This window comes from Gottfriedia acidiceleris (genome assembly GCF_036421055.1).
Taxonomy (GTDB): Bacteria; Bacillota; Bacilli; order Bacillales; family Bacillaceae_G; genus Gottfriedia; species Gottfriedia acidiceleris_C.
This window is the reverse complement of sequence record NZ_JAZGQS010000001.1, coordinates 220,714-244,430: the sequence shown is the minus strand read 5'-3', so window position 1 is coordinate 244,430 and position 23,717 is coordinate 220,714. Positions and strand designations below refer to the sequence as shown.

The window sequence follows — 23,717 nt, the reverse complement described above, 5'->3', positions numbered from 1 at the left end:
CTTCTACCTCTACATATATTTATTCGAGATGAAATAGCCCTTTCCTTCAAGCGTAGCTAAAATTTCCAGTTTTTTTATATCAAAATTATGTCCATCCATATCAAACCAATGGATGTTCATTTTATTTCTAAACCACGTCATTTGCCTTTTTGCATATCTTCTTGAGCTTTGTTTAATTAAATCGATTGCTTCTTCTTTCGTTAAGATTCCATCAAAATAATCGTAAAGCTCTTTATAGCCAATCGCTTGCACAGATTGACAATTTCGAATACCTTTGTCGTAGAGCATTTTTGCTTCATCTAATAGTCCTTCTTCCAACATTAGATCAACTCGTAAATTAATTCGATTGTATAGTAGCTCTCGATCCATTGATAACCCGATTATTTCTGCATCATATAAATACTCTGGCTCTTTTTTAAATGCGGTATCTGAAAATTTTTGTCCAGTTAGCTTGAAAACTTCAATTGCACGGATTACTCTTCTGACATTATTCATATGTATTTGCTTTGCACTTTCTGGATCAATTTCTTTTAATTGATCATGTAATGCTTTATTCCCAAAGGCCATCGCAAAGCCCTCTAATTGGTTTCTTAAAAGCTCATCACCTTCTTGCTCAGCAAATTCATATTTAGTTAATACACTTTGGATATATAATCCAGTGCCACCAACAATTATTGGAACTTTACCTCGGTTAGCAATTTCTTTAATTTTTTCTCTTGCTAATTCTTGAAAATCAGCAACCGTAAAAGAATCTTTTGGATCAAGGAAATCAATTAAATGATGAGGAATCCCTTCTTTTTCTTCTTCAGTAACTTTAGCTGCTCCAATATTTAATTCTTTATAAACTTGTGTCGCATCGCCATTAATGATTTCACCATTAAGAGCTTTTGCAAGTTCAATACTTAGTTTTGTTTTCCCTACTGCTGTAGGACCTACGATGACTATCACTTTTTGCATATTTACCATTGTAATCACATATACGCCTTTCTATACAACCTTTTCCTTACTTGTCTTACTAATTTTGAAAGTAGATATCTCTTTTTATTTATACCATATTTATACAAAAATTCCAACATTTTGTGAATCATTTCACAATTTTAAAAGGAAGTGTTTTCATTTTATATTTGTGGAAGTAAACTATCGTAATCTAAAAAAAAATGAGGTAATACTTTGCCTGATTGGTCTTATCATACTATTTTTAACCAATGCTCTCAAAGCTACCTTCTAAAGTTTCAAGAGACTTCATTCAGCTTTGAACAAACAGTTAATAAACTTTCAAAATAAATTAGAATAATTGGGAGTTTTGATAAATTTAAATTGATTGAATCGTAGCTTTTTGATTTTGTTGATTAAAGACTGAATAGTTGAAACTACAGCATAGTTTTACTATGCCAATTAAAGTTTAATTTTCATATCGAATTAGGAAGTTGAGGATTTTGTATTTTCTTAAAAAATGATGGGTAGCGTATTTAACAATGTTTTAGAAGATGCCTTAGTGATTTCGCCTATTAATGGTTAAATTTATAAAAGACTTTGAAGATGGGATAAAGTCTGCATTCTATTAATCTTTTTGAAATACCACGAATGAAAACATTTTCATAAAAGAGAGCTGATTATTGAAAATCTATGAAAACGTATTCAAATCTATTGAATAGCATTCATTATGTCTATATGATACCCATATAAGTTTAACTTACTCATACATTACAACTTAAGGGGGTCTACATAAATGAAAAAAGCTTTTGAAAAAGCTCAGCAATTCGGTAAATCGTTCATGCTTCCTATTGCCGTTTTACCTGCTGCTGGCTTGTTACTGGGAATCGGAGGGGCTCTTTCAAACCCAAATACGGTTTTTGCCTATCCGTTTTTAGATATCACATGGTTGCAGAATATCTTTACTATCATGAGTGCAGCCGGCACTATTGTGTTTGCTAACTTACCCATTATATTTGCCGTTGGGGTAGCTGTTGGTTTAGCCCGTTCAGATAAAGGAACTGCGGGATTAGCTGCTATGATTGGATACTTTGTTATGAATAATACTATCCATGCGTTACTTTCTATAACCGGAGACCTGGCGAAAGATAATTTGGCAGGAGCTGGGCAAGGGATGGCCGTCGGAATTCAGACATTAGAAACCGGTGTATTTGGCGGTATTATCATTGGGATTGTGGCAGCCGCGCTGCACAATAAATACAATAAAATTCAGTTGCCTCAAGTTTTAGGATTCTTTGGTGGCTCACGCTTTATTCCGATCGTAGTTTCGTTTGTTTCGATGTTTGTTGGAGGCATTCTATTTGTAATTTGGCCTTACTTCCAAGATTTAATCAATCAGCTCGGGTCGATTGTTACAAGCACTGGGTTTATCGGAACTTTTTTCTATGGATTTATTTTACGTATGCTTGGACCGCTTGGCTTGCACCATATTTTCTATCTTCCATTCTGGTAAACTGCTCTTGGCGGTACGCTTGAGATTGGAGGAAAAATAGTCAGCGGTACACAAAATATCTTTTTCGCCCAGTTAGGTGATCCTTCTACGAAACACTATTACGAAGGGGTATCAAGATTCATGTCTGGCCGTTTTATTACAATGATGTTTGGTTTACCAGGTGCCGCACTGGCTATCTATCATTGCTCTAAAAAGAAAAATAGAAAAGTAGTAGCGGGTATTTTGTTATCAGCAGCGTTAACGTCTTTCTTAACAGGAATCACTGAGCCACTTGAATTTAGTTTCTTATTCGTGGCACCGCTTCTTTATTTAGTACATGCCATTTTCGATGGTTTAGCTTTTATGATGGCAGATCTATTCAATATCACAGTAGGACAAACCTTTTCAGGCGGATTTATTGATTTTGTTCTATTTGGTATTTTACAAGGTAACGACAAAACAAATTGGATAATGGTTCCGATTATTGGGATACCATGGTTCTTCTTATACTACTATACTTTTAAATTTTTAATTAGAAAAAAGAACTTCAAAGTTATTGGACGAGAAGACGAGGAACAAGCTACAGAGCAAGTTTCAGCTACAGAGCGTGCTAAAACGATTGTAGTAGGATTAGGAGGTACGAGTAATATTGATGTTGTCGATTGTTGTGCGACTCGACTGCGCATAACCATTAAGGATGATTCCTTGGTAAATGACGATATCATTAAAAAAACTGGATCAAAAGGGATTGTGAAAAAGGGAACGGGTGTACAAATTATTTACGGACCTCAAGTCACCATTGTAAAAAATGAAGTAGAAGAATTTCTAGGTCATTAATAAATAATAAGGACGTGTTTTGAATGCATAAAGTGTTAGAACAAATCAAAAACGGATTAATCGTTTCCTGCCAAGCTTTAGATGGGGAACCGCTGCATAGTTCATTTATTATGGGGCGTATGGCTTTAGCTGCAAAGGAGGGTGGCGCCGTTGGCATTCGGGCCAACTCCGTATCAGATATTATAGAAATAAAAAAACAAGTAGATCTTCCTGTTATTGGCATCATAAAACAAGTATACAGTAATTTTCCTGTCTTTATTACGCCAACGATGAATGAGATTGATGCCTTAGCTCAGACGGGTGTCGAAATTATAGCGACAGATGCAACAAATCGACTTCGTCCTGATGGCAGTGATTTAAAATCATTTTATCAAGAAATAAGAACAAAGTATCCTCACATTCTCCTGATGGCTGACGTTTCTTCAGTTGAAGAAGCTATTTTTGCCGATGAGTTAGGCTTTGATATTGTAGCTCCGACATTATACGGATATACCGAAGAGACAAATGACTTGAAAATTGATGATCATGAATATGCTGTCATTAAACAAATCGTCAAAGAAGTGAAAAATGCAAAGGTTATAGCAGAAGGTAATGTATCAACACCAGAAATTGCCCGCATTGTGCTTGATCTAAATGTTCACTCGGTCGTTGTAGGCGGTGCAATTACAAGACCACAAATTATCACGCAACGATTTGTGAATGCTATGCAAAAATAAGATAAGCTAAAAATAACTCAGCCGCTTTCCCTGGGTTATTTTTAGCATTAGTTTTTATTAGAGGTTAGTTTTTAAGAATTTTTCATCCTCTTTAAGTATTTCACTTAAAATAAGGTTATAATTGTTTTTATGAACGGATGAATGATAAAGAGGAGAAAGCATATGGAGTATCTAGGTGAGAACCTTCTTCATGGTATAACCTGCACGATGGATAAATTCACAACATCTGAAGCCGAATTAGCAAAATATATTATCAAAAATCCTGAAGAAATCAGTCAATTATCAATTAGTCAAATTGCGAGAAAAATTCATATTTCACCGGCTACAATTACCCGTTTTTGTCAAAAGATTTCTTTTACAGGATTTAATCAATTTAAACATGAACTAAAACGCTATATCGATTTAAAAGACAAACCATCAAAAGCTAGTGACATTAAGAAGATTGATTATTTTTCTAATCTCTATCAAAATCATTTAGAAATCATCGAAACGACCTTTCAGAAAATGAATTATTTTGATATTCAGCAAGCCGTTATTCTTTTAAATAATGCTCAAAAGGTTCATGTTTACGGGATTGGCAACTCAGGAATTGCAGCTCAAGAGTTTAAATGGAAGTTTTTTCGGATTGGAATTCATGTTGAGTCAATTACAGATCCACATCAAGCAGTGATGGATGCAGCATTAAGTACAGACAAGAGTCTAGTCATTGGCATTTCTGTTTCAGGGAAAACGAAAGAAGTCATCAATGCGATTAAAATTGCCAAAAAACAGGGAGCAGCGATTCTCGCAATTACAAGTGATAAATCTTCTGAACTCTACCAGTTAGCAGATGTCCCCCTTCTAGTCATGAGTAAAAGCAATATGCATATGGGACAGAACATTTCACCCACCCTGCCGTTTTTTCTACTTTTTGATTTAATATACACCGAACTTGTGGCAAAAGACTATATGAATCGTCTCCAGATTAGGGATAAAACCTTGAAGGCTTTGGAGGATACTTAATGAACTAGCATATTCCCTCCTTATGAAAAATGGTTCGGCTTTCCTAAGGATAATCACTTGAACGAAAGCAATTTTTCTAAAAATAAACAAATAGATATAAATTCAATTAGTGTAAAAGGTAGGAAATATCCTACCTTTCATTAATCATCTACTACAACATGATTTTTCCCTAACATGTAATAAACAGGAAGTCCAATTAACGTTAAACCAATTCCCCAAAATGCTAAAATTGTTTGCGTCATTAGTGTGTTAACCACGATAAAGATTCCCCCAATTATTGCGATTGAGAGAACGAAAGGTAAAAAAGGTACTTTATATGGTCTTTTTAAATCCGGTTCCCGTTTTCGTAAAATATAAACTGCAATAAATGTTAAAGTATAGAAAATCCAGATGACAAATACTAACATGTCGGTTAATAAGTCAAATCCACCTATAAACATCATAAATATGGCAACTATTAGGATAAATAAACCGGCATTATATGGAACTCCAGTTTTAGATAATTTACCAAACCAACTACTAAAAGGAAGTTTTTGTTCTCTAGCCATCACATATGGGACCCTCATTCCTGTCATTGTATAGCCATTAATTGTACCAAATACTGAAATCAAAATTCCGATCGAGACGAGTTTCCCTCCAAAATTACCGAATAAAACTTTCGATACTTCAGTGGCTGGTGTTGATGTACTCGCTAATTGCACTGCAGTTAATACAAATAAAAAGGATAGGTTAATTAAAAGATAGACTGTCATTACAGCTGCTAAACCAAATAGGATAGCTTTTGGCAAATCATTTTTAGGATTTTTCATTTCTCCGGCTATATTTCCTACGAGTATCCATCCATCATATGCAAACATCGTAGCAAGTAAAGCTGAACCTAGTGCTGGCAAAAAGCTTCGATCACTACCTACCTCAACTGGGAAAAGTTGAAATGTCACATTTCCTTCATGTAATAATCCAAAAATGATTAAAATTGCCAGAGGTATAAGTTTACAAAATGTAAAAAATGATTGAATACTACCAGCCGTTTTTGCTCCTAGGAAATTCATTAATGTGATAAAACTTGCAGTAACTACGGCAATAAGCGTTACAGTGAATTGATTAGAATTAGCTGACACTCCAAAAATGGAAACTACTTGCGTACCAAATATAATCGAAAGTGCCGCAATATTAGCTGGAAAATAGATGATCGTTTGAGCCCATCCAAGTAAATAAGCTGTTAAATCTCCATATGTGTGCTTTAAATAAGCAACCATCCCCCCTGTTTTTGGTATTGCTGCGGCAAGTTCAGCTCCAGATAAACCAGCACAAATTGTAATGATTCCTCCAATTATCCATGCTAATAAACCCAAGCTTGCAGATCCAGTTGCGCCGTATACAGCTGTAGCTTTAAAGAAAACTCCACCACCAATTACAGTTCCAATTACAGTAGTTAAAGCTGCAATAAACCCCATTTCTCTTTTTAGTCTATTTTCCGACAATCGAATCACCCATTCTTAAAAAGATTACTTTACTTCATTTCCAAAGAAATGTTCACAAACACTTGAGATTCTCTCTAGGTCAACATTACCACCCGATATGATTGCTACTACTTTTTTATCTTCTATATATTTTGAAGCTTTACCTGATAAAATTGCTGCTGTCGCTAGAGCACCTGAACCTTCCACTACTGCTTTACCCCGCTGTAGTAAATCCTTCATTGCCACTTCAATTTCATCCTCACTTACAAGAATGATTTCAGTTACTAATTCTTTTACAATTTCATATGTTAATTTCCCTGGAACTTTAACAGTACAGCCATCGGCTATAGTAGGAGCGGTATAATTACTCACTACTTCGCCTGCGTCTATTGATGCTTTCATGCCGTGTACATTCTCTGCTTGAACACCAATAATATCGATTGAAGGGTTAAATGATTTCATAGCGACTGCAATTCCTGAAATGAGTCCACCACCACCAATTGGAACAATGATTGTATCAACATCCCAAAGATCATCTAAAATTTCAATACCAATTGTCCCTTGACCAGCCATAATGTAAAGATCATCGTAAGGATGGATGAATGTTTCACCTGTTTCGTCACGTACTTTAGCGCAATAGTCTTTCGCATCATCAAATGTTTCACCGTGTAAAATGATATTTGATCCGTAGCCTTCTGTTGCTTCGACCTTTGCTTTTGGAGCAGATGAGGGCATGATAATTTTACTCTTAATATGTAATAGCTTTGATGATAAAGCGACACCTTGTGCATGATTCCCAGCTGAACAGGCAATAATGCCTTTACTTCTTTCTTCCTCAGTTAAATGTGAAATTTTATTAAATGCACCTCGAAATTTAAAAGAGCCAGTTAATTGCATATTTTCCAGCTTTAAATAAATTTCTCCGCCAGACTTTGAAGTTAAATAAAATGATTTTACTAATGGTGTTTTTCGAACTTTTCCTTCTAAAAGTTCATAAGCAGTTTTAATCTCTTTAATGGATAATGGTAATCCCTTATGATCTAAATTATTCATCTTCTAACTTCCTTTTTAATTAACATTTTTATTTACATTCTTGATACATGATAAGTTTGCGTCAAAGTACTAAACAAAATACCAATGATAGGAATTAGGAAAGGAAGAGAAAAAAAGAAGGAGACATTGTCTCCTTCTTTTGTCTTAAGCTTGAGTTACGTTTAACTTAGCAGCTAATTTATTTAACATATCTTCAGACATACGATCTAAATCAAATTTTGGATCGAAGCCCCACTCTTCTTTTGCAGCAGAACTGTCAATTGAATTTGGCCATGAATTTGCAATTCCTTGGCGAATAGGATCAATGTCGAAATCTAATGTAAATTCAGGGATGAATTTACGAATTGATGCCGCTATTTGAGTTGGTTCAAATGACATCGCTGAAATATTAAATGCATTACGATGTTTAAGTTTTGATGGATCTGCTTCCATTAACTTAATAATAGCATCAATTGCGTCAGGCATATACATCATATCCATGTATGTTCCTTCACCAATAAATGAAGTATATTTTTTATTTTTTAATGCTTCGTAGTAGATATCAACAGCATAATCAGTAGTTCCTCCACCTGGCACTGTATCATAAGAGATTAAGCCTGGGAAACGTACGCCACGAGTATCTACGCCAAATTTTTCAAAATAATAATCACATAATAATTCACCAGCTACTTTTGTAACACCATACATTGTAGTAGGACGTTGGATTGTATCTTGTGGTGTGTTATCCTTTGGTGTTGATGGTCCAAATGCACCGATTGAACTTGGAGTAAAGAATTTTAAGCTTAATTCTCTTGCTACTTCAAGAGCATTTACTAATCCACCCATATTTAAGTCCCAAGCTAATGTAGGTTTTGCTTCTGCAACTGCTGATAATAGAGCAGCTAAGTGAATGAACGTATCAACTTCATACTTTTTAGCAATCTCTAACATTTTTTCTTTATCCATTACATCCAAAATCTCAAAATGACCAGTTTCTAAAATTGGACTTCCTTCAAGACGGCGAATATCTGTCGCAACAACATTTTCAATACCGTATTCTTTTCTAAGACGCATAGTTAATTCTGAACCGATTTGTCCAAAACAACCAGTAATTAATATTTTCTTCATTCCTTAGTCCACCTTATAGTAATAAATATCAAATTAATTTTTAAAATTATTTAATAACGTTTAATTCGCGACCAACTTTTTCATAAATAGCTAAAACTTCATCTAGCATTTCTTTAGTATGCGCAGCTGTTGGCATATTACGAATACGACCAGTTCCTAGTGGTACTGTTGGGAATACGATTGACTTCGCATAAACGCCTTCTTCGTATAAACGTTTAGAAAATTCTTGTGTTAGATTTTCGTCACCGATAATACATGGTGTAATTGGTGTTTCGGACTCACCAATATTAAATCCAAGTTTTGATAAACCAGCTTTTAAGTAATCACCATTTTCCCAAAGCTTTTCGATTTTTTCTGGTTCTTCAGACATAATACGAATCGCTTCAATACATGCAGCAGCATTTGCTGGTGTTAAAGAAGTAGAGAATAAGAATGGACGTGCACGAACTTTTAACCAATCGATTAATTGTTGTGAACCAGCTACATATCCACCTACAACGCCAACTGCTTTAGAAAGTGTACCAATTTGGAAATCAATTTTATCTGATAACCCGAAATGTTTAACTGTTCCAGCTCCTTTACCCATAACGCCAGAACCATGAGCATCATCGATATATGTAATTAAGCCAAATTCTTCAGCAATTTTTACGATTTCAGGAATATTTGCTACGTCTCCATCCATAGAGAATACACCATCTGCAATGTACATAACTTTTTCATATAAACCACAAGTTGTAGCTTCTTTTGCTTTTTCACGTAAATCATCCATATCTTGGTGTTTTACACGAATAATTTTCGCTCCAGAAAGTCTGCAACCATCAATAATTGAAGCATGGTTTAATTCATCAGATAGAATTGCATCTTTTTTTGTCATTACTGCTGAAATAGCACCCATATTACAATTAAAACCAGATTGGAATGCAATAGCAGCCTCTGTATGTTTAAATTCAGCAATTGCTTTTTCAAGTTGATCGTGGATATCCATCGTACCATTAATCGTACGTACCGCTCCTGCACCAACTCCATATTTTTCAGTCGCTTCAATAGCAGCTTGTTTTAAACGAGGATGAGTCGCAAAACCAAGATAGTTATTTGAAGATAAATTTATAAATTGTTTACCACTAATTTGAATAGTAGCTTCGTTAGAACCTTCTAAAGAGTTAATCTCATTATAGAGCCCTTTCTCTTTTAACTCAGCTAATTGTGGAGTTAAAAATGCTTCTAATGTCTTGCTTGACATAAATACCAGCTCCTTAATTATGTTTATTTATCTAAAAGGAGTAAGCCCCCATTTTATATCTATTATTTATTATTAAATAAATATAAAAAATTATCGTTTTATTATTTTCCATTTTTGTAAGAGAAAATTTTTTATGTAATGACCAAACTATATACTTCTTTGAGGCTTTCCGAATTCAATTATAAATCGGTTACATTGCATTAGGAATACTTTTATTCAAATTTATTCGAAAAAGGTTGAAATTAAATTATTATAAAGATTCATATAAATTCGAATATTATTCAATTTGTTTTTTTAGTAAAACATCTAGGATTGAAAAAGTTTTATAAAAAGGAGCATGTCGATTTTAATTCTAAGCTTTAAATATGTGTTTGATCCGTGGAGTTCGAATATATTCAGATCTTAAAATAAGCAAATCTCCTCTCTTTCTTATTAAATCCAATAAAAAATTTCTTAGTCTCTCTAAAAAAGATTGACCAAACCACTCGAACATTTAAAAAGGGACCGCCTATTTGTCATCTAATCAGACAAATAAGACAGCCCCTAATAATATAAATTATTTTTCACAAAACTAAGTAATAAAATTTTTTTCCGATTATAAATTACTCCTTTAGGCTCTTATTTGTGTGCCTGCGCCTTGTCTAACTTTCTTTTCATTCATTAAATAACGGGCTAATCCAACAGTCACGATTAAAGAAACCAAAACAGGAATTGAACCCATCCATGTAATTGAGCGAATGGACAATTGACTAACTACAAGACCTCCAATTGCTGCCCCAAATGCAAAGCCTAATTGCATCATTGACTGATTCAAACCTAATAAAACATCAGATGATTTAGGAGAAATTGTTGCTAAGTTAAATTGTTGTGTTGCACCAGATGACCATCCAGAAAATGACCATATTGTAAGGATAATGATCACTGTATTGATTGAACTAGAGATGAATGTTAATAATAAAATCGATAAAATATTTAGTACTAATCCTCGTTTTAAAGTAAGCGTAATTCCCCACTTATCCGCACTGAATCCACCGAATTTAGAGCCAACTAAACTTGCTATACCAAGTATTAGAAGAGCAAAACTTAAAACGTGATCGCTCATATTAGTAGTTTGAATAAGGTAAGGTGATAAATACGTAAATATAATCCCATATCCGCTCATTAAGAAAAAAGTAATAGATAAAGCTAATGCAATTTTTGGTTGTTTAATCAATGCGATTTGTTGCAATAATGGAATCGGTTGATCACCATGTGTTTGTGGAATTGTTTTAACGATAATTGCTAAAGAGAATAAAACGAATATGGCAACTCCGAGAAAGACTAATCTCCAATCATAGACAGCCGCTATAAATCTGCCAATTGGGACCCCTATAATCAGTGACGCTGTAAACCCCATGACAACAGTGGCAATTGAACTTGCCTTTTGATCGACTGGAGCTATTTTTGCAGCTAAGCTAAGTACTGTTACAACAGTAACTCCCGCACTTAACGCCATAATAATACGCGCAACCATAAACAAACCGTAATTAGGAGCAACTACAGCTATTAAGTTACCAAAAATAAATACACTTAAAGAAAATAGTAGTAATTTTCGACGTTCCACTTTCGCTAATACAGCCATTAAAATTGGTGTACCAATCGCATAGATCAATGAATATACAGTAATTAGTTGCCCTGCAGCTTCAATCGAAATACCGTATTCATCGGCCATTTTATCTAAGATTCCGGAAATAACATATTGTGAAGTTCCAATTAAAAAACTAATCATTGCTAAAATATAAATTTTTCCTTTAATTGTCATAAACTAATTCCTTTCAGCATAATTATATATTTCTATAAATATTGAAATATAAAACTTAAGAGAAGGAAGCCTTTTAATAGCTTCCTTCTTTCTATCTATTCATATTAAAGCTTAGATTAGAACATTTAGATGCTTTTTAACATCATATTCTTCAATTGGTTCACCATTTTTCAAACGGTGTAATAGATCTGGATTAGAAATTAGAGGACGACCAAACGCAGCAACATCAATTGTTCCTTCAATGATAGCTTTTTCTGCCATTTCAGGATTTAATGTTCCAACTCCAACAATAATTCCATCCCAGTATTTTCTAACAAGCTGATGCATCGTTTTACCATCTGCAAGTATGCGATCAAATTGCATAATCGAAGGGTGTAATAAGGTTGCACCAACTTCTTTGAATGCTTCAATAAATGTACGTATTGCGTATTCTGGGTCTTCCCACATATAACCCGGAATATCAGCTTTATGAGCAGAAAATCGAATCATCGTTCTTTCAGTACCAATTGCTTCGATAACCGCTTTTATTACTTCTTTCATGAAAGTTAATCTTTGTGGAAGATCACCACCGTATTGATCTGTACGATGATTTGTAACATCTGAATTAAATTGATCGATTAAGTATCCATGTGCAGCATGAATTTCGACTCCATCAAAACCAGCTTCAATAGCATTTTTCGCTGCTTGAGCATATTGATTGATTACTTCTTTTATATCCTGGATAGTCATTTCTTCAGGTATATCATATGGCTTACGGAAACGAGAAACTAATCCTTCTGCAGGAATCGCTGATGGTGCTTGTGGTGGCATATTTCCAGCAAGCTCATGATGAGATAAGCGTCCTACATGCCAAATTTGCGAAATCATTGTGCCACCTTCTTTATGAACAGCATCAGTTACCTTTTTCCAAGCTTTTATTTGATCCTCAGAATAAATTCCTGGAATACCTGGGTAACCTTTTCCACGCGGACTAATAACTGTTCCTTCAGAAATAATCAAACCTACGCCATCTGCAGCTCGTTTACGATAATATTCAACTATATCTTCTCCAACTACACCTGTTTGATCATTAGCAAAACTTCTTGTTAAAGGAGCCATTGCAGTACGACTACGTAAATTCCAAGCACCTATTTTTACTGGTTCAAAAAGTTTACTTTCTCTACCCTTTTCTAATTTTCCCCAACTAATTTCATCTTTGCTTACTAAACTCATATTCATTTCCCCCTTATATTATTCGGTATTTCTATAAATACTGAAATAAAAAGTAAAATTATACCGCTTTATTTTTAAAGTAAAGCGGGTGCATATTTTTCCAAAACTTCTCGTTGTAAACTATAGTATCTGAAGGTTCCTTCTTTGCGGACTGTTAACAAACCGCAATCAAGTAATGGTTTTAAATGATGTGTCAATGTCGAATTGGCCGAAACTTTTATTTGATTTTTCATTTCTGAACAAGCTAATTCAGATTGCTTAGCAAGTACTTTAACAATTTGTAAACGAGTGGATTCTCCTAATGCCTTGTATATCTTTACTGCAATATCATCGTTCACCACTTTAACCTCCTCTCAAAGACATCACTTATTTCAGTATTTCTAGAAATATTGTATTTTATGTCATTTATATTGTCAAGTGACTTATTTTCAAAAATATTTGTTAATTTTAGAGTGTTGAATTTTTCCAGTATTTACTTTTGAAAGAAAACCGGCCAAACTATATCCTTCGGAGAGAAACGAATTTTTTTTGAACTTTAAATCACTTTTGATAATAAAATCAAAAACCTACAAGATATAAATACCCTTGTAGGTTTTTTCACTAGAATACATAATGTGATTAATCCATCAATTCTAAATCAATAAATTAAACAATGTTGGGTTATTGTTTATTTCCATGAATTGAATTTCATGACAATTCATTCGCTCAATCAATGCTTTGTAATCAGATTTATTGGCCAATTCTATTCCGACTAGTGCTGGTCCATTGTCCTTATTGTTTTTCTTTGTGTATTCAAACCTCGTTATGTCATCGTTTGGTCCTAATACTTTATCAAGAAATTCACGTAATGCGCCAGATCGTTGTGGAAAGTTGATAATGAAATAATGTTTTAGTCCTTCATGAATTAATGATCTTTCTTTTATTTCTTGAAGGCGGTCAATATCATTATTTCCACCTGACACGATACAAACAACATTCTTTCCTTTTATTTCATCTTTAAATAATTCTAAAGCTGATACAGACAAAGCTCCAGCAGGCTCTGCAATGATTGCATTTTTGTTATAAAGCTCTAAGATTGTTGTACAAATCTCACCTTCTGGAATAGCGACAATTTGATCAAGTACATCTCTACAGATTTCATATGTTAAATAACCAACTTGGCCAACCGCTGCTCCATCAACAAATTTCTCAATAAAAGGTAAAGATACAACTTTTCCACTTGCAATCGATTCAGCCATCGAAGCAGCACCCATTGGCTCTACTCCAATGACCTTAGTTGAAGGGCTAATTCCTTTTATGTATGTTCCGACTCCAGAGCTTAATCCACCTCCACCGATTGCCACGAAAAGATAATCTACTGGACGATCAATTTCATTTAAAATTTCAACTGCTACTGTTCCTTGCCCTGCAATTACATCTTGATCATCAAATGGATGAATAAAGGTCATTTGATTTTCATTGCAATAACTTTGTGCATTTTGAAAAGCAATATCAAAGGTGTCACCAATTAATATAACATCAACAAATGGTCCACCAAAGAATTTCACTTGTGACACTTTTTGATTCGGTGTTGTTGATGGCATAAATATTTTTGCATACACCTGCAAATGATTACATGTATATGCTACGCCTTGAGCATGATTGCCTGCACTTGCACATACAACCCCTTTATGTCTCTCATCATAGGACAAGTTGCTAATTTTGTAATATGCTCCTCTAAGCTTAAATGAGCGGATTATTTGTAAATCCTCTCGCTTTAAAAATACGTTACAATCATATTTTTCACTAAGCATTGTACTAATCTGCAAAGGTGTTTTATTCGTCACTTCTTTTAACGTATTATAGGCAACTAAAATTTCCTCAATCTTAACAGTACTTTTTACTTTCTCCATATAACTACCTACCCTTTGCATTTTTTTATATAAATTCCATTATAGTAAAAGTTAGTGAATAAATAAACAGAAAATTCAATTTTCTAATGAAAGTTTTATGTCATTATACATAAAAGAAATAAAATGCTTAAGATCCCTACTTTCATTCTAATTGGCAGTAATACACTAGTTATCATTTTCGGTAGGATATGCTATCATTTTCATATTAAATATATAGATATTAGGTGATTTATAAAATGGAAAATCAATCTTTATTATTAATTGATGGATTCAACTTATTAAGTAGAGGTTATTTTGCAACTTCTTATGGGAGAAGTGATGAACAACTTTCTAAGACGAAAGATGGCGTTTATATAAATGCATTAAGAGTTTTTATTCCTAAGCTTTTTAACTTAATTAAAGAGCATGACATTACTCATCTAGCAATTACTTGGGATGTTAAACGTGAAGAAACTGATCGTCGAAATAAATATGATTTTTATAAAGCAACTCGTGGAGAACTACCAACTCCACTTATCGAACAATATTTCACTTTAAAAACAGCATTAGAAGAAATCGGTATTGCTCAACTAGAAATGGCACCTTATGAAGCAGATGATTTAATGGGTACTTTATCTAATAATTGGTCTAATTCTGTTAAAAATAAATGCTATATTTATAGTAATGATCGAGACTTATTACAATTAATAAACGAGCATACATCTCAAATCATTGCTCAAAAAACTGGTGAAATTGTATACTCCCTAGAGCACTTTAGTAATGATTATGGGATTCATCCAAAACAATGGGTTGATGTAAAAGCCTTATTAGGGGATTCAAGTGATAATATACCTGGTTGCCCTGGAGTAGGAGAAAAATCGGCTATTCCATTAATTCAACTTTACAACTCAGTTGAAGAATTGTATGAGAATATGGAAAATCTTGATTCTAAATTTAATCGCTACAAAAAGAAATTAGAAGCTGGGAAAGACTCTACTTTTATTAGCAAAGAGCTTTCTGCCATTACAATTGATATACCACATTTTGCTGAGTATACATTTGAAGATTTAAAAATTAATATTAATGAAGATAAATTGGCACTTAAGCTTGAAGAATTAGAAATTCGTGTGAAGCGATAAAAGTCATAAAATTTTAATTTAGAGAAATAGCAAAAGAAAGTTTTAATTTTGAAGAAAAGTATTCAAATATTGATGAAGATCTAGATGAAGAGTACGATTTTACCATACGTATTTCTAGAATAGATCATGTTGATTTAGATAGCATTGATGAATTAACTGATTTCTTAATTGAAGCTTCAGATCAATTCGGTGGTAATTATGATGGATGGAAACTCTTGTTATCAAAGAATAAACATTAACTTCAAAATTTAAGATACACCTTAATAAAGAACACTACTGTTTTTGACTATCTAAAGTAGTGTTCTTTTCATTTAAGGAATGACCCTTAAAACCTTGATTAAATAAAAAACCAATGCATAAGGTAAACAGGCTACAAAAAAGGTACTCGACCAGTGAAAGCGGAAAAAAGAACTAATCCCCCGATGAAATTAACTACCTACTTCATCAACTCCAACTATAAATATTGTTAAAATACTAATTATAAAAGGCATACATAAAAACAATGTTTTAATAATTTACATTAAAATACCATTTTGAAGTAAAACCACGATTCAAACCGTGTTCATAGTTTAATTTCAAAGAACGCATTTTTATCATTCTTGAAGTAATCCTTTTCTTTTTTATTTCGATATAATTTATAAAATTTTAATATTTTTATCTATAACGCTAATAATATTATTGATTAACTAAGTAGAAAAGGGGCTTTAATAATATGACATATGAGTCAAAAAACACTACACAATCAGCACTAATGAAGTATAAAGAAGGACTTGGATTGTTTAATCAGAAATTTCCTGACTTTGTAAATAAATTTAACTCTTTTACAGAAGAATGCTTTAAAGAAGGGGCTTTATCTCAAAAACAAAAACAATTAATTGCGCTAGGAATTAGCCTTTATGCTCAGGATGAATATTGCATCATCTATCATACAAAAGGATGTCTTGATCAAGGATGTTCTGAACAAGAAATTCTAGAAGCTATCGGAGTGACTGCTGCATTTGGTGGTGGGGCAGCAGTCAGCCAAGGGGTAACTCTTGTTCAAGAGTGTATTCAGGAGTTAAGTTAAATCAAGTTTAGAAGAGTTATTGAAGTATGAATCGTCAGTTTAATAGGAAGTAATATAAAATACATGGTACCTTAATTTATATTCTGTGAATTGAATTCAAACTGGATTATTCCATAAATAGTATTTAAAAACTAATTAGCCATTAGCAAATGCACCCCAATTGTTAGAAAACTTAACTAACCATTGGAGGTGTCATTTTTTGTTATCATAAATATAGAATATTTTAAGCAAGTTTTAATTAGGTAAAAAATGAGTCGCAATAAGCAACTTATGCTGTACAACTAAAGCAATTGTTGGTTGCATTTACTCCATCTTTCCAAAAAATTGTCCTTCTGTTGAATTTGTCTCTATTATTAAGTAGATCTTGTTTACCTATATCAGCGTCTTCTATGAATTTAAAAAAATTACAAACCTCTACTAAACTCTATTTAGAGGTTATTTTGCACCTTGGTTGCAACTTTGTTCCGAGTTCTAAATCCTAATGCGATGGCAGCGCCAATACAGCTAGAAATGCAACCAGCAATCAAGTACAAAGTGGGATCTGACTCACCGATTAAAACGGAAGCTATTCCTCCAACTACCGGGAAAAGTGCAACCATATAGCCACTTCGAGCTCCTCCAATTTTTTCTACAAGCTTCAAATAAAATAACCATGCTAAAAATGAAGCAACTAGAGTTAAATATAGCAACCCAGATAAATATGAAACCGATGTTGGAAATATAAATTCTTGACCTTGAAATAATACAACTACTCCCATCAATATACTGCCCACTGTAAATCCAATGGCATTTGCATAGATAGGATTCACCTTGTGATTTGCATTTCGTGCTGAACTGGCATCACCTATTGCTGTAAGTAGCGTACCTAAAATCGCAACCATAATTCCTTTTATATCACTGATTCCTTGAAAGTTGTTCAAATTCGGATAGATGAGAATACATATGCCAAATACACCAAAAATCCCTCCCACCAAAACGCGTGAATGTAACTTTTCTTTTAAAAAAATCCGAAGAGTAATCGGAGTCATAATCACCTTTAGTGAAAAAACCAATGTTACAATTGCTGCAGAACTCAAAATTGTGGCGTAATAAAGGCATAAGTAACTTAATGCAAAATTACATACACCAAAAACTATTACAAATGGGATATCTTTTCTAGTTGGTAACCCTTTTGGTCTAAGAAACCAAACAAGAATCAAAAATATAAAAGCAGTCATAACTAGACGGTAAGTTAAGGATAATTCCAAGCTAACAGGGGTTCCTTGTATTTTTACTGCAATAAAGTTGAGTCCCCATATAATCAAACAAAATATGTACATAAATATTGTCATGAGTTATCTCTCCAAAAATTTTTTTCTACATTCATTATTCATTTTCACTGTCATTTCTAAAAGGTACAGTTTACAATAAATACAAATGACAGATGAGGTATTTCAATGATGAATGAACTACTATTTAATATTAATCGAGAAAGTAACACTCCTATGTACCAGCAAGTTTATCAATACATACGTACTCAGATTTTATCTGGTAAGTTTGAAAAGAATACTAAGTTGCCATCGATTAGACAACTTGCTCTCCAATTAGAGGTGAGCAGAAACACTACTCAGGTAGCATATGAACAACTTCAATCGGAAGGATATATCCGAAGCGAGAACAAAAAGGGATTTTTTGTAGAGGCTACTATAACGGATGAGACGCTAAATTATGAACCCATTAGAGGGCGGCATCATGAAAATAATCAAGTTGCCATGAAAACGATTGACTTTAAAATTGGGACAGTAGATCAAGAGAACTTCCCTTTGAAAAAATGGAGAATGATTACTAACAAAATCATTAAAGACTCTAGCATGTTTTCATACGGTGAAAAACAAGGCGACATTAACTTAAGAAAGGCACTAGCAGATTACTTATTTCAATCAAGAGGAGTTAATACTTCTGCTGAACACATTATTATTGGCAGTAGCACACAGCACTTGTTATTACTTTTGTCACTGTTACTAAGGAAAGACTATCATTATCTGGCAGTAGAAGACCCTGGATATAATGTGGCAAGGGAACTATTTGCTCTTCAATCATTTATCATTGATCCAATCCCGGTAAAAGAACAAGGTATCCAAGTCGATCTCCTTTTAAAATCGCCTTCTAGGCTTTTATATGTCACTCCTACACACCAGTTTCCATATGGAGTGACTATCCCCGTCAATGAAAGATTAAAGTTAATTAAGTGGGTAAAAAGGGTGGAAGGATATATTATTGAGGATGATTATGATAGTGAATTTCGATACATCCATCAACCTATTCCGTCTCTTCAAAGTTTAGATCCTAATGATAGGGTAATTTATTTAGGAACTTTTTCAAAAGCACTATTACCTTCTATCCGTGTCAGTTATATGGTTTTGCCTAATAGGCTGTTAAGCGAATATAAAAAGATACTCCCTTTGCTTGAGCAAACATCCTCATCAATTCATCAGCATACAATGGCTACCTTTATGAATGAAGGATATTGGTACTCACACTTAAGGAAGATGAAAGCTTTGTATAAACGTAAAATGAATCTATTGAATAGGGAATTACTAAAACACTTTAAGAATTTTATTGAAATAAAAGGTGGTAGCTCCGGAATTTTCGTTATTATTGAAGTAAAAACAGAGATGAGTGAAAAAATGCTAATTGACAGGGCATATGAACACGGGATTATAGTATATCCTTGTTCAAGATATTTCTCGAAATATAAACCACAATATCCACATATTCAACTTGGATTGGGGAATTTATGTGAAAAAAAGATAATAGAAGGAGTATCTCAATTAGCAAAAATTTGGCTGTAAGGTTCTATTGCAAAGTTTTAAGTAAGCTAAACCTCTGTAAAATAAAATGAGCTCCACCGAAACGTTCGATCGCATGTTCTACGGCTTATAAAAAATGAAAAAAATAAAAAGAACGATAATCTACTAAATAATCGTTCTTTTTACATTCACTTAGGAAACTTAAACCCAATAGTCTAATAGTAGCTGATTAAACGCTATCAGCTACTAAGTGTTATTAAACTATCGGATGAGTTAGTTAGATACTGACTTTTTCTTTTTCACTCTATTTTCTTGAAATCTTGCTCCCATTCAATACAAAGTTTTAAACTGAGTATAAGTAAAAAGACCATTAGCTATTGCAAGGATATAAGCCAAAATAAAAGGCATTTCTGAGTATACAGGAAGGTTAAAATACAAAAAAAATACACCGATTCATCATTTTTTTAGGTATTACTTTTTTAATTTATTTATAGTCATATTTTGATTCAGCTTCTCCAGTTTATTGGCCATTTTTTGCTATTGGATACTATTTAATTCTCACTTAAATAAACCAAATCACTATTAGGAGCATTAGAATAAAGAATGGTGTATTTCCTTTCATTTAAATCAATTTCCTTTCAAATGATTTTAAACCTTCTTACACTATTCTGCCCTTTTCATCAAGAAAAAAAGTCGCAATTGCGACTCTTGTTTTTAATTAACTAACGCATTTGTTTAGTAAGAAACTAATTACAATTTCATATAAACTTCATCTATAATTTTACTTTCAATTTCGTAACGGATGTATCAGCATTTGTAACAACAAGCATGTGAGCCATGTTCATTACCTTTCCTAACGAAAAAAACAATGAAAAGGAAGTATTAAAATTTCAAAAAGGATCAGAAAGGAAGTAAATGCTGATTATATCTTCCTAAATTAAGAAGATATATCTATCCTTAACATATTTTCGTTACCATTCTCTTATTGATTATTACAGCAAAATAATTGATAATGATAATCGATGTCATTATATGTTTTCATTATTTAGGAGGAATTATCGTGTTTATCCAATTTTTAAGGGAAAATCGTTTTGTATCACTACTTCTTACAGTATTTCGAGTCTATCTTGGATGGGAATGGCTAAATGCTGGTTGGGGTAAAATCTCCAGTGGCAAATTCGATGCAAGTGGCTTTTTAAACGGAGCAGTAAAGCAGGTATCTGGTGAACATCCTGCTGTTCAATCTTGGTGGGGAAATTTTTTAAAAGAAGTTGCATTACCACACGTTGATCTTTTTAATGTCCTAGTTCCATGGGGAGAATTTTTAGTGGGTCTCGGATTAATTTTAGGTATTTTTACATCATTTTCAATACTAATGGGGCTAACGATGAACTTTGCTTATATGTTTTCAGGTACAACAAGTACAAATCCCCAAATGGTCTTTCTAGGAATATTTATTATTGTAGCAGGTATGAATGCAGGGAAAATTGGATTGGATCGTTGGATCATGCCGGTACTAGGAAAATTGATATTTAAAAGACATGGTTATGAAAAAATTTCCCAAAGTGCTTAATGACAATAGCCCTTCTCATAATTCGAGAGGGGTTTTTCAACCTCCCCGTTACTTTAAGTTAGTCCAAAAGTACAGCTATTGCAATAATATCCGTCGTTTTTTAGACCATCAGCTTTCAAAGCTGCAGAATTACTTAGATAACCAATAACTAATTTTATGATTGAAAGACAAAGCATGCTTCTCATTTAAAGGCATCGCATCCAAATTAGTTATTAGCGGTCAATAGCTAATAACTAATAACTCAATATTCTATGGTATTCTAGGTAGAATAGTTTAACTAGGGAGCTATTGAAAAATGACACCAACTTCTAAATAGAATAAAAAATGGTGCTAAAAACAGCACCAACTCATTGATAAATTAGAGATTATTCTTGAATGAATCGTACGGCATTTAAACCGATTATTTGGGAAGGGAGTGAAGTGTTACCATCCGGTAATATAGGAGCGACTGAAAGATCGGCTACCTTAAGGTTTCTTGTTCCAAAAACATTCAATTGCCCATCTACAACACCTTCCATAACACTCCTAGCCATTTTGCATTGACCTCCAAAGTGGAAAACATTACGATATGAGGATCTTACGAAACTTTCTAAATTTTTACGCTTTTCATCCATATTTTCTATCTCAAAGATTTTTTCAGGTGGAAATACGACTTTGTATATTCCTTCGGGGTCGATTTCACGTGCTTTCTTCATAATGTTGAAGGTCTTAATAAACTGATCAATCATGAAATTCAGGTCATCAGCATCTCCAAGCGGATTAAGGTCTATAGTAGGATATGCTTCAGGATCACTGTGCGAGATCATAATAGTACCCTTACTTTTTGGATTATTGTCAAAGAGACCAAAGCTTATAATATTGCTCTTCTTTTTAGGATCGAAATCCCAGTTATTTTCCAATACCACTGAGGCTGGGAGAAACGACGGTGTAGGTGATCCTATTATTTGTAGTCGGCGGCCACCTTTACCTCGTTCTGCATTAAATGCACCTAGTGTAATTGGATTGTCTGGGTCAGCAGACATGAGTTCTAAAATCCGATTGGTTTTAACTTCAACTCCCATTCCTGTTGTAAATTGGGTTTGAAAGTTATTCCCTACATTTGGACTATAAATTAAAGTTTCTATACCTGCTCTTTTCAGATCATCTGGGTCCCCAATTCCTGATCGTTGTAAAATAAGCGAAGAAAAATTGCCTGCACTTACAATTATCCCCTTTTTAGCGAATGCTTTATTTGATTTGCCGTTTCTAACAAATTCAACTCCAACTGCAACTTGAAATTTTCCGTCTTGCTTAAATAAAATTTTATTTACTGTTGTTTTTACTAAAATAACTAACTCTCTGCCGCCAACTCCAACTTCATCTGGATGGAACTCATTTCCTTGTGTCACTATTTTACTGTTTAAATATCCTGTTGCAGTAGATGAGCGAACAAACATTCCATTTACTTCCTTATTTAAAAACTGTGATTTAAAGAAAGTACAATCCCTTATACCTGTATTGTAATCCTCTACTATGGGAATATCTAATATTTCTGATGTTGCTTTTGCTAATGTAACTGTAATCCCATCCCTAGGAATGATTTGTTGTCTGATAAAAATAGGGCCCTTTTTACCTCGTTCTTCTGGTTGTTGAGTTTTTCCAGTATAAGTTTCATTTTTTTTGAATAGTGGCCTTAGACTGTTATAGCTCCATTGAGATCCAACTAGACGTGCCCATTCATCATAAAGTTCCTTGCTTCCCCGTACAGCATACATGGCATTATGCTCAGAGCTCCCACCAATTGCTCTACCGCTCGATACTCTGAGTTGTTGATTTCCAATTCCAGGTTGTATATTTGTAAACATATTAAAGGAATGCCTATTATCAGCAGACAAAACACCTGATACTGCACCTGAAGGACTGCTTAGCTCTTGAACCATATTTGTGCCGGGTTCAAGGACCAATACTGATGTAATTTTGTCATCTGATAATTTTTTTGCAATTACACCGCCTGCTGTTCCAGCACCAATCACAATAAAATCAAAAGTGTTATCGCTAGACATTGTATCATTCCTCCCCTTACTGGTTATGCATAATGTGAACTATTCATGTTATGATTACCTATCTCAACTTATGCAAATAAACTGGTTTTACTAAAAAATTTGCTTTCTTATTGTTTGTATGCAAATTTCTTCAAAAAATAATAGAAAAATCCTAATTTCTTAATAAAATAGTGAGAAACTGGGATTTTTCTATTATTTTAATTTCCTATAGGTTTAAAGGTTTAAAACAAATATTCTAGATGTTTTACTGTTCAAAAGCACGATATTTTCTATCATGTTTTTCTTGACTCTCTTCAACAATCTTGGTTAGCAATCGCAAAAAATCGACCAAATAGCTTTTGGTCGTTTCAACAATCAAATATTTATAGATTTAAATTTTTTTAT

The 23,717-nt window shown here is 33.4% G+C and carries 18 protein-coding genes and 2 pseudogenes; 8 read left to right on the top strand and 12 right to left on the bottom strand.

Features of this window, described 5'->3' with window-relative positions; translation table 11 throughout:
- Positions 1 to 9: 9 nt before the first annotated feature.
- Positions 10 to 972, bottom strand: a complete 963-nt coding sequence (gene miaA, locus RAH41_RS01095; RefSeq protein ID WP_419471552.1) for a tRNA (adenosine(37)-N6)-dimethylallyltransferase MiaA — start codon at positions 970 to 972, stop codon at positions 10 to 12.
- 757 nt (positions 973 to 1,729) lie between these two features.
- Between miaA and RAH41_RS01090 the strand changes: the two are divergent.
- The 3 genes and pseudogenes from RAH41_RS01090 to RAH41_RS01080 all read left to right on the top strand — a co-directional run bounded on the left by RAH41_RS01090 (position 1,730) and on the right by RAH41_RS01080 (position 4,980).
- Positions 1,730 to 3,262 (top strand): annotated as a pseudogene (locus tag RAH41_RS01090) (maltose/glucose-specific PTS transporter subunit IIC).
- Positions 3,263 to 3,285: 23 nt separating this feature from the next.
- Positions 3,286 to 3,978, top strand: coding sequence for an N-acetylmannosamine-6-phosphate 2-epimerase (locus tag RAH41_RS01085; protein WP_331219982.1), 693 nt, complete (start codon positions 3,286 to 3,288; stop codon positions 3,976 to 3,978).
- Between the two features lie 162 nt (positions 3,979 to 4,140).
- Positions 4,141 to 4,980 carry a MurR/RpiR family transcriptional regulator gene (locus tag RAH41_RS01080; RefSeq protein ID WP_331219981.1) on the top strand — a complete coding sequence of 280 codons (840 nt, stop codon included), beginning with the start codon at positions 4,141 to 4,143 and terminating at the stop codon, positions 4,978 to 4,980.
- A gap of 140 nt (positions 4,981 to 5,120) precedes the next feature.
- Here RAH41_RS01080 and RAH41_RS01075 read toward each other — a convergent pair whose 3' ends face one another.
- From RAH41_RS01075 to ilvA, 8 genes are all read right to left on the bottom strand, one after another.
- Positions 5,121 to 6,461, bottom strand: coding sequence for an APC family permease (locus RAH41_RS01075; protein WP_331219979.1), 1,341 nt, complete (start codon positions 6,459 to 6,461; stop codon positions 5,121 to 5,123).
- Positions 6,462 to 6,485: 24 nt separating this feature from the next.
- Positions 6,486 to 7,493 carry a bifunctional threonine ammonia-lyase/L-serine ammonia-lyase TdcB gene (tdcB, locus tag RAH41_RS01070; protein WP_331219978.1) on the bottom strand — a complete coding sequence of 336 codons (1,008 nt, stop codon included), beginning with the start codon at positions 7,491 to 7,493 and terminating at the stop codon, positions 6,486 to 6,488.
- 144 nt (positions 7,494 to 7,637) lie between these two features.
- On the bottom strand, positions 7,638 to 8,600 hold the full coding sequence (locus RAH41_RS01065) for an L-threonine 3-dehydrogenase (RefSeq protein ID WP_331219977.1): 963 nt from the start codon (positions 8,598 to 8,600) through the stop codon (positions 7,638 to 7,640).
- 46 nt (positions 8,601 to 8,646) lie between these two features.
- A complete protein-coding gene (locus RAH41_RS01060) occupies positions 8,647 to 9,840 on the bottom strand; it encodes a glycine C-acetyltransferase (RefSeq protein ID WP_331219975.1) in 1,194 nt (397 codons plus the stop codon).
- A 610-nt stretch (positions 9,841 to 10,450) separates the two neighbouring features.
- Positions 10,451 to 11,641, bottom strand: a complete 1,191-nt coding sequence (locus RAH41_RS01055; protein ID WP_331219973.1) for an MFS transporter — start codon at positions 11,639 to 11,641, stop codon at positions 10,451 to 10,453.
- A gap of 111 nt (positions 11,642 to 11,752) precedes the next feature.
- Entirely contained in the window at positions 11,753 to 12,853 is a 1,101-nt protein-coding gene (locus RAH41_RS01050; RefSeq protein WP_331219972.1) for an alkene reductase, read from the bottom strand.
- A gap of 74 nt (positions 12,854 to 12,927) precedes the next feature.
- Positions 12,928 to 13,191 (bottom strand): metalloregulator ArsR/SmtB family transcription factor, encoded by a 264-nt coding sequence (locus RAH41_RS01045; protein WP_331220419.1) that lies wholly within the window; start codon positions 13,189 to 13,191, stop codon positions 12,928 to 12,930.
- 294 nt (positions 13,192 to 13,485) lie between these two features.
- Positions 13,486 to 14,745 carry a threonine ammonia-lyase IlvA gene (ilvA, locus tag RAH41_RS01040; RefSeq protein ID WP_331219970.1) on the bottom strand — a complete coding sequence of 420 codons (1,260 nt, stop codon included), beginning with the start codon at positions 14,743 to 14,745 and terminating at the stop codon, positions 13,486 to 13,488.
- A gap of 236 nt (positions 14,746 to 14,981) precedes the next feature.
- Between ilvA and RAH41_RS01035 the strand changes: the two genes are divergently transcribed.
- The 3 genes from RAH41_RS01035 to RAH41_RS01030 all read left to right on the top strand — a co-directional run bounded on the left by RAH41_RS01035 (position 14,982) and on the right by RAH41_RS01030 (position 16,929).
- Positions 14,982 to 15,863, top strand: coding sequence for a 5'-3' exonuclease (locus RAH41_RS01035; RefSeq protein ID WP_331219968.1), 882 nt, complete (start codon positions 14,982 to 14,984; stop codon positions 15,861 to 15,863).
- A 26-nt stretch (positions 15,864 to 15,889) separates the two neighbouring features.
- Complete coding sequence (locus RAH41_RS22555) at positions 15,890 to 16,102, top strand: ribonuclease E inhibitor RraB (RefSeq protein WP_419471551.1); 213 nt, start codon at positions 15,890 to 15,892, stop codon at positions 16,100 to 16,102.
- Positions 16,103 to 16,575: 473 nt separating this feature from the next.
- Positions 16,576 to 16,929 (top strand): carboxymuconolactone decarboxylase family protein, encoded by a 354-nt coding sequence (locus tag RAH41_RS01030; RefSeq protein WP_331219966.1) that lies wholly within the window; start codon positions 16,576 to 16,578, stop codon positions 16,927 to 16,929.
- Between the two features lie 428 nt (positions 16,930 to 17,357).
- On the opposite strand, the gene RAH41_RS01025 is transcribed toward RAH41_RS01030, so the two are convergent.
- On the bottom strand, positions 17,358 to 18,260 hold the full coding sequence (locus tag RAH41_RS01025; protein ID WP_331219964.1) for a DMT family transporter: 903 nt from the start codon (positions 18,258 to 18,260) through the stop codon (positions 17,358 to 17,360).
- Between the two features lie 105 nt (positions 18,261 to 18,365).
- Between RAH41_RS01025 and RAH41_RS01020 the strand changes: the two genes are divergently transcribed.
- Both RAH41_RS01020 and RAH41_RS01015 read left to right on the top strand, forming a co-directional pair.
- Positions 18,366 to 19,760, top strand: a complete 1,395-nt coding sequence (locus tag RAH41_RS01020; RefSeq protein ID WP_419471543.1) for a PLP-dependent aminotransferase family protein — start codon at positions 18,366 to 18,368, stop codon at positions 19,758 to 19,760.
- 1,018 nt (positions 19,761 to 20,778) lie between these two features.
- Positions 20,779 to 21,291, top strand: coding sequence for a DoxX family protein (locus RAH41_RS01015; protein WP_331219962.1), 513 nt, complete (start codon positions 20,779 to 20,781; stop codon positions 21,289 to 21,291).
- A gap of 64 nt (positions 21,292 to 21,355) precedes the next feature.
- On the opposite strand, the pseudogene RAH41_RS22550 reads toward RAH41_RS01015, so the two are convergent.
- Together RAH41_RS22550 and RAH41_RS01010 are read right to left on the bottom strand one after the other, a co-directional pair.
- A pseudogene (locus RAH41_RS22550) lies at positions 21,356 to 21,476 on the bottom strand (transporter); the annotation flags it as partial.
- Between the two features lie 180 nt (positions 21,477 to 21,656).
- Positions 21,657 to 23,333 carry a GMC family oxidoreductase gene (locus RAH41_RS01010; RefSeq protein WP_331219961.1) on the bottom strand — a complete coding sequence of 559 codons (1,677 nt, stop codon included), beginning with the start codon at positions 23,331 to 23,333 and terminating at the stop codon, positions 21,657 to 21,659.
- Positions 23,334 to 23,717: the final 384 nt, after the last annotated feature.

Bases quoted from the DNA above. Each gene is read 5' to 3' on its own strand.
- RAH41_RS01080 (WP_331219981.1), top strand. From the start codon at position 4,141: ATGGAGTATCTAGGTGAGAACCTTCTTCATGGTATAACCTGCACGATG.
- tdcB (WP_331219978.1), bottom strand. From the start codon at position 7,493: ATGAATAATTTAGATCATAAGGGATTACCATTATCCATTAAAGAGATT.
- RAH41_RS01060 (WP_331219975.1), bottom strand. From the start codon at position 9,840: ATGTCAAGCAAGACATTAGAAGCATTTTTAACTCCACAATTAGCTGAG.
- RAH41_RS01055 (WP_331219973.1), bottom strand. From the start codon at position 11,641: ATGACAATTAAAGGAAAAATTTATATTTTAGCAATGATTAGTTTTTTA.
- RAH41_RS01050 (WP_331219972.1), bottom strand. From the start codon at position 12,853: ATGAGTTTAGTAAGCAAAGATGAAATTAGTTGGGGAAAATTAGAAAAG.
- RAH41_RS01010 (WP_331219961.1), bottom strand. From the start codon at position 23,333: ATGTCTAGCGATAACACTTTTGATTTTATTGTGATTGGTGCTGGAACA.
- RAH41_RS01065 (WP_331219977.1), bottom strand. From the start codon at position 8,600: ATGAAGAAAATATTAATTACTGGTTGTTTTGGACAAATCGGTTCAGAA.
- RAH41_RS01030 (WP_331219966.1), top strand. From the start codon at position 16,576: ATGACATATGAGTCAAAAAACACTACACAATCAGCACTAATGAAGTAT.
- RAH41_RS01025 (WP_331219964.1), bottom strand. From the start codon at position 18,260: ATGACAATATTTATGTACATATTTTGTTTGATTATATGGGGACTCAAC.
- RAH41_RS01085 (WP_331219982.1), top strand. From the start codon at position 3,286: ATGCATAAAGTGTTAGAACAAATCAAAAACGGATTAATCGTTTCCTGC.
- ilvA (WP_331219970.1), bottom strand. From the start codon at position 14,745: ATGGAGAAAGTAAAAAGTACTGTTAAGATTGAGGAAATTTTAGTTGCC.
- RAH41_RS01020 (WP_419471543.1), top strand. From the start codon at position 18,366: ATGATGAATGAACTACTATTTAATATTAATCGAGAAAGTAACACTCCT.
- RAH41_RS01035 (WP_331219968.1), top strand. From the start codon at position 14,982: ATGGAAAATCAATCTTTATTATTAATTGATGGATTCAACTTATTAAGT.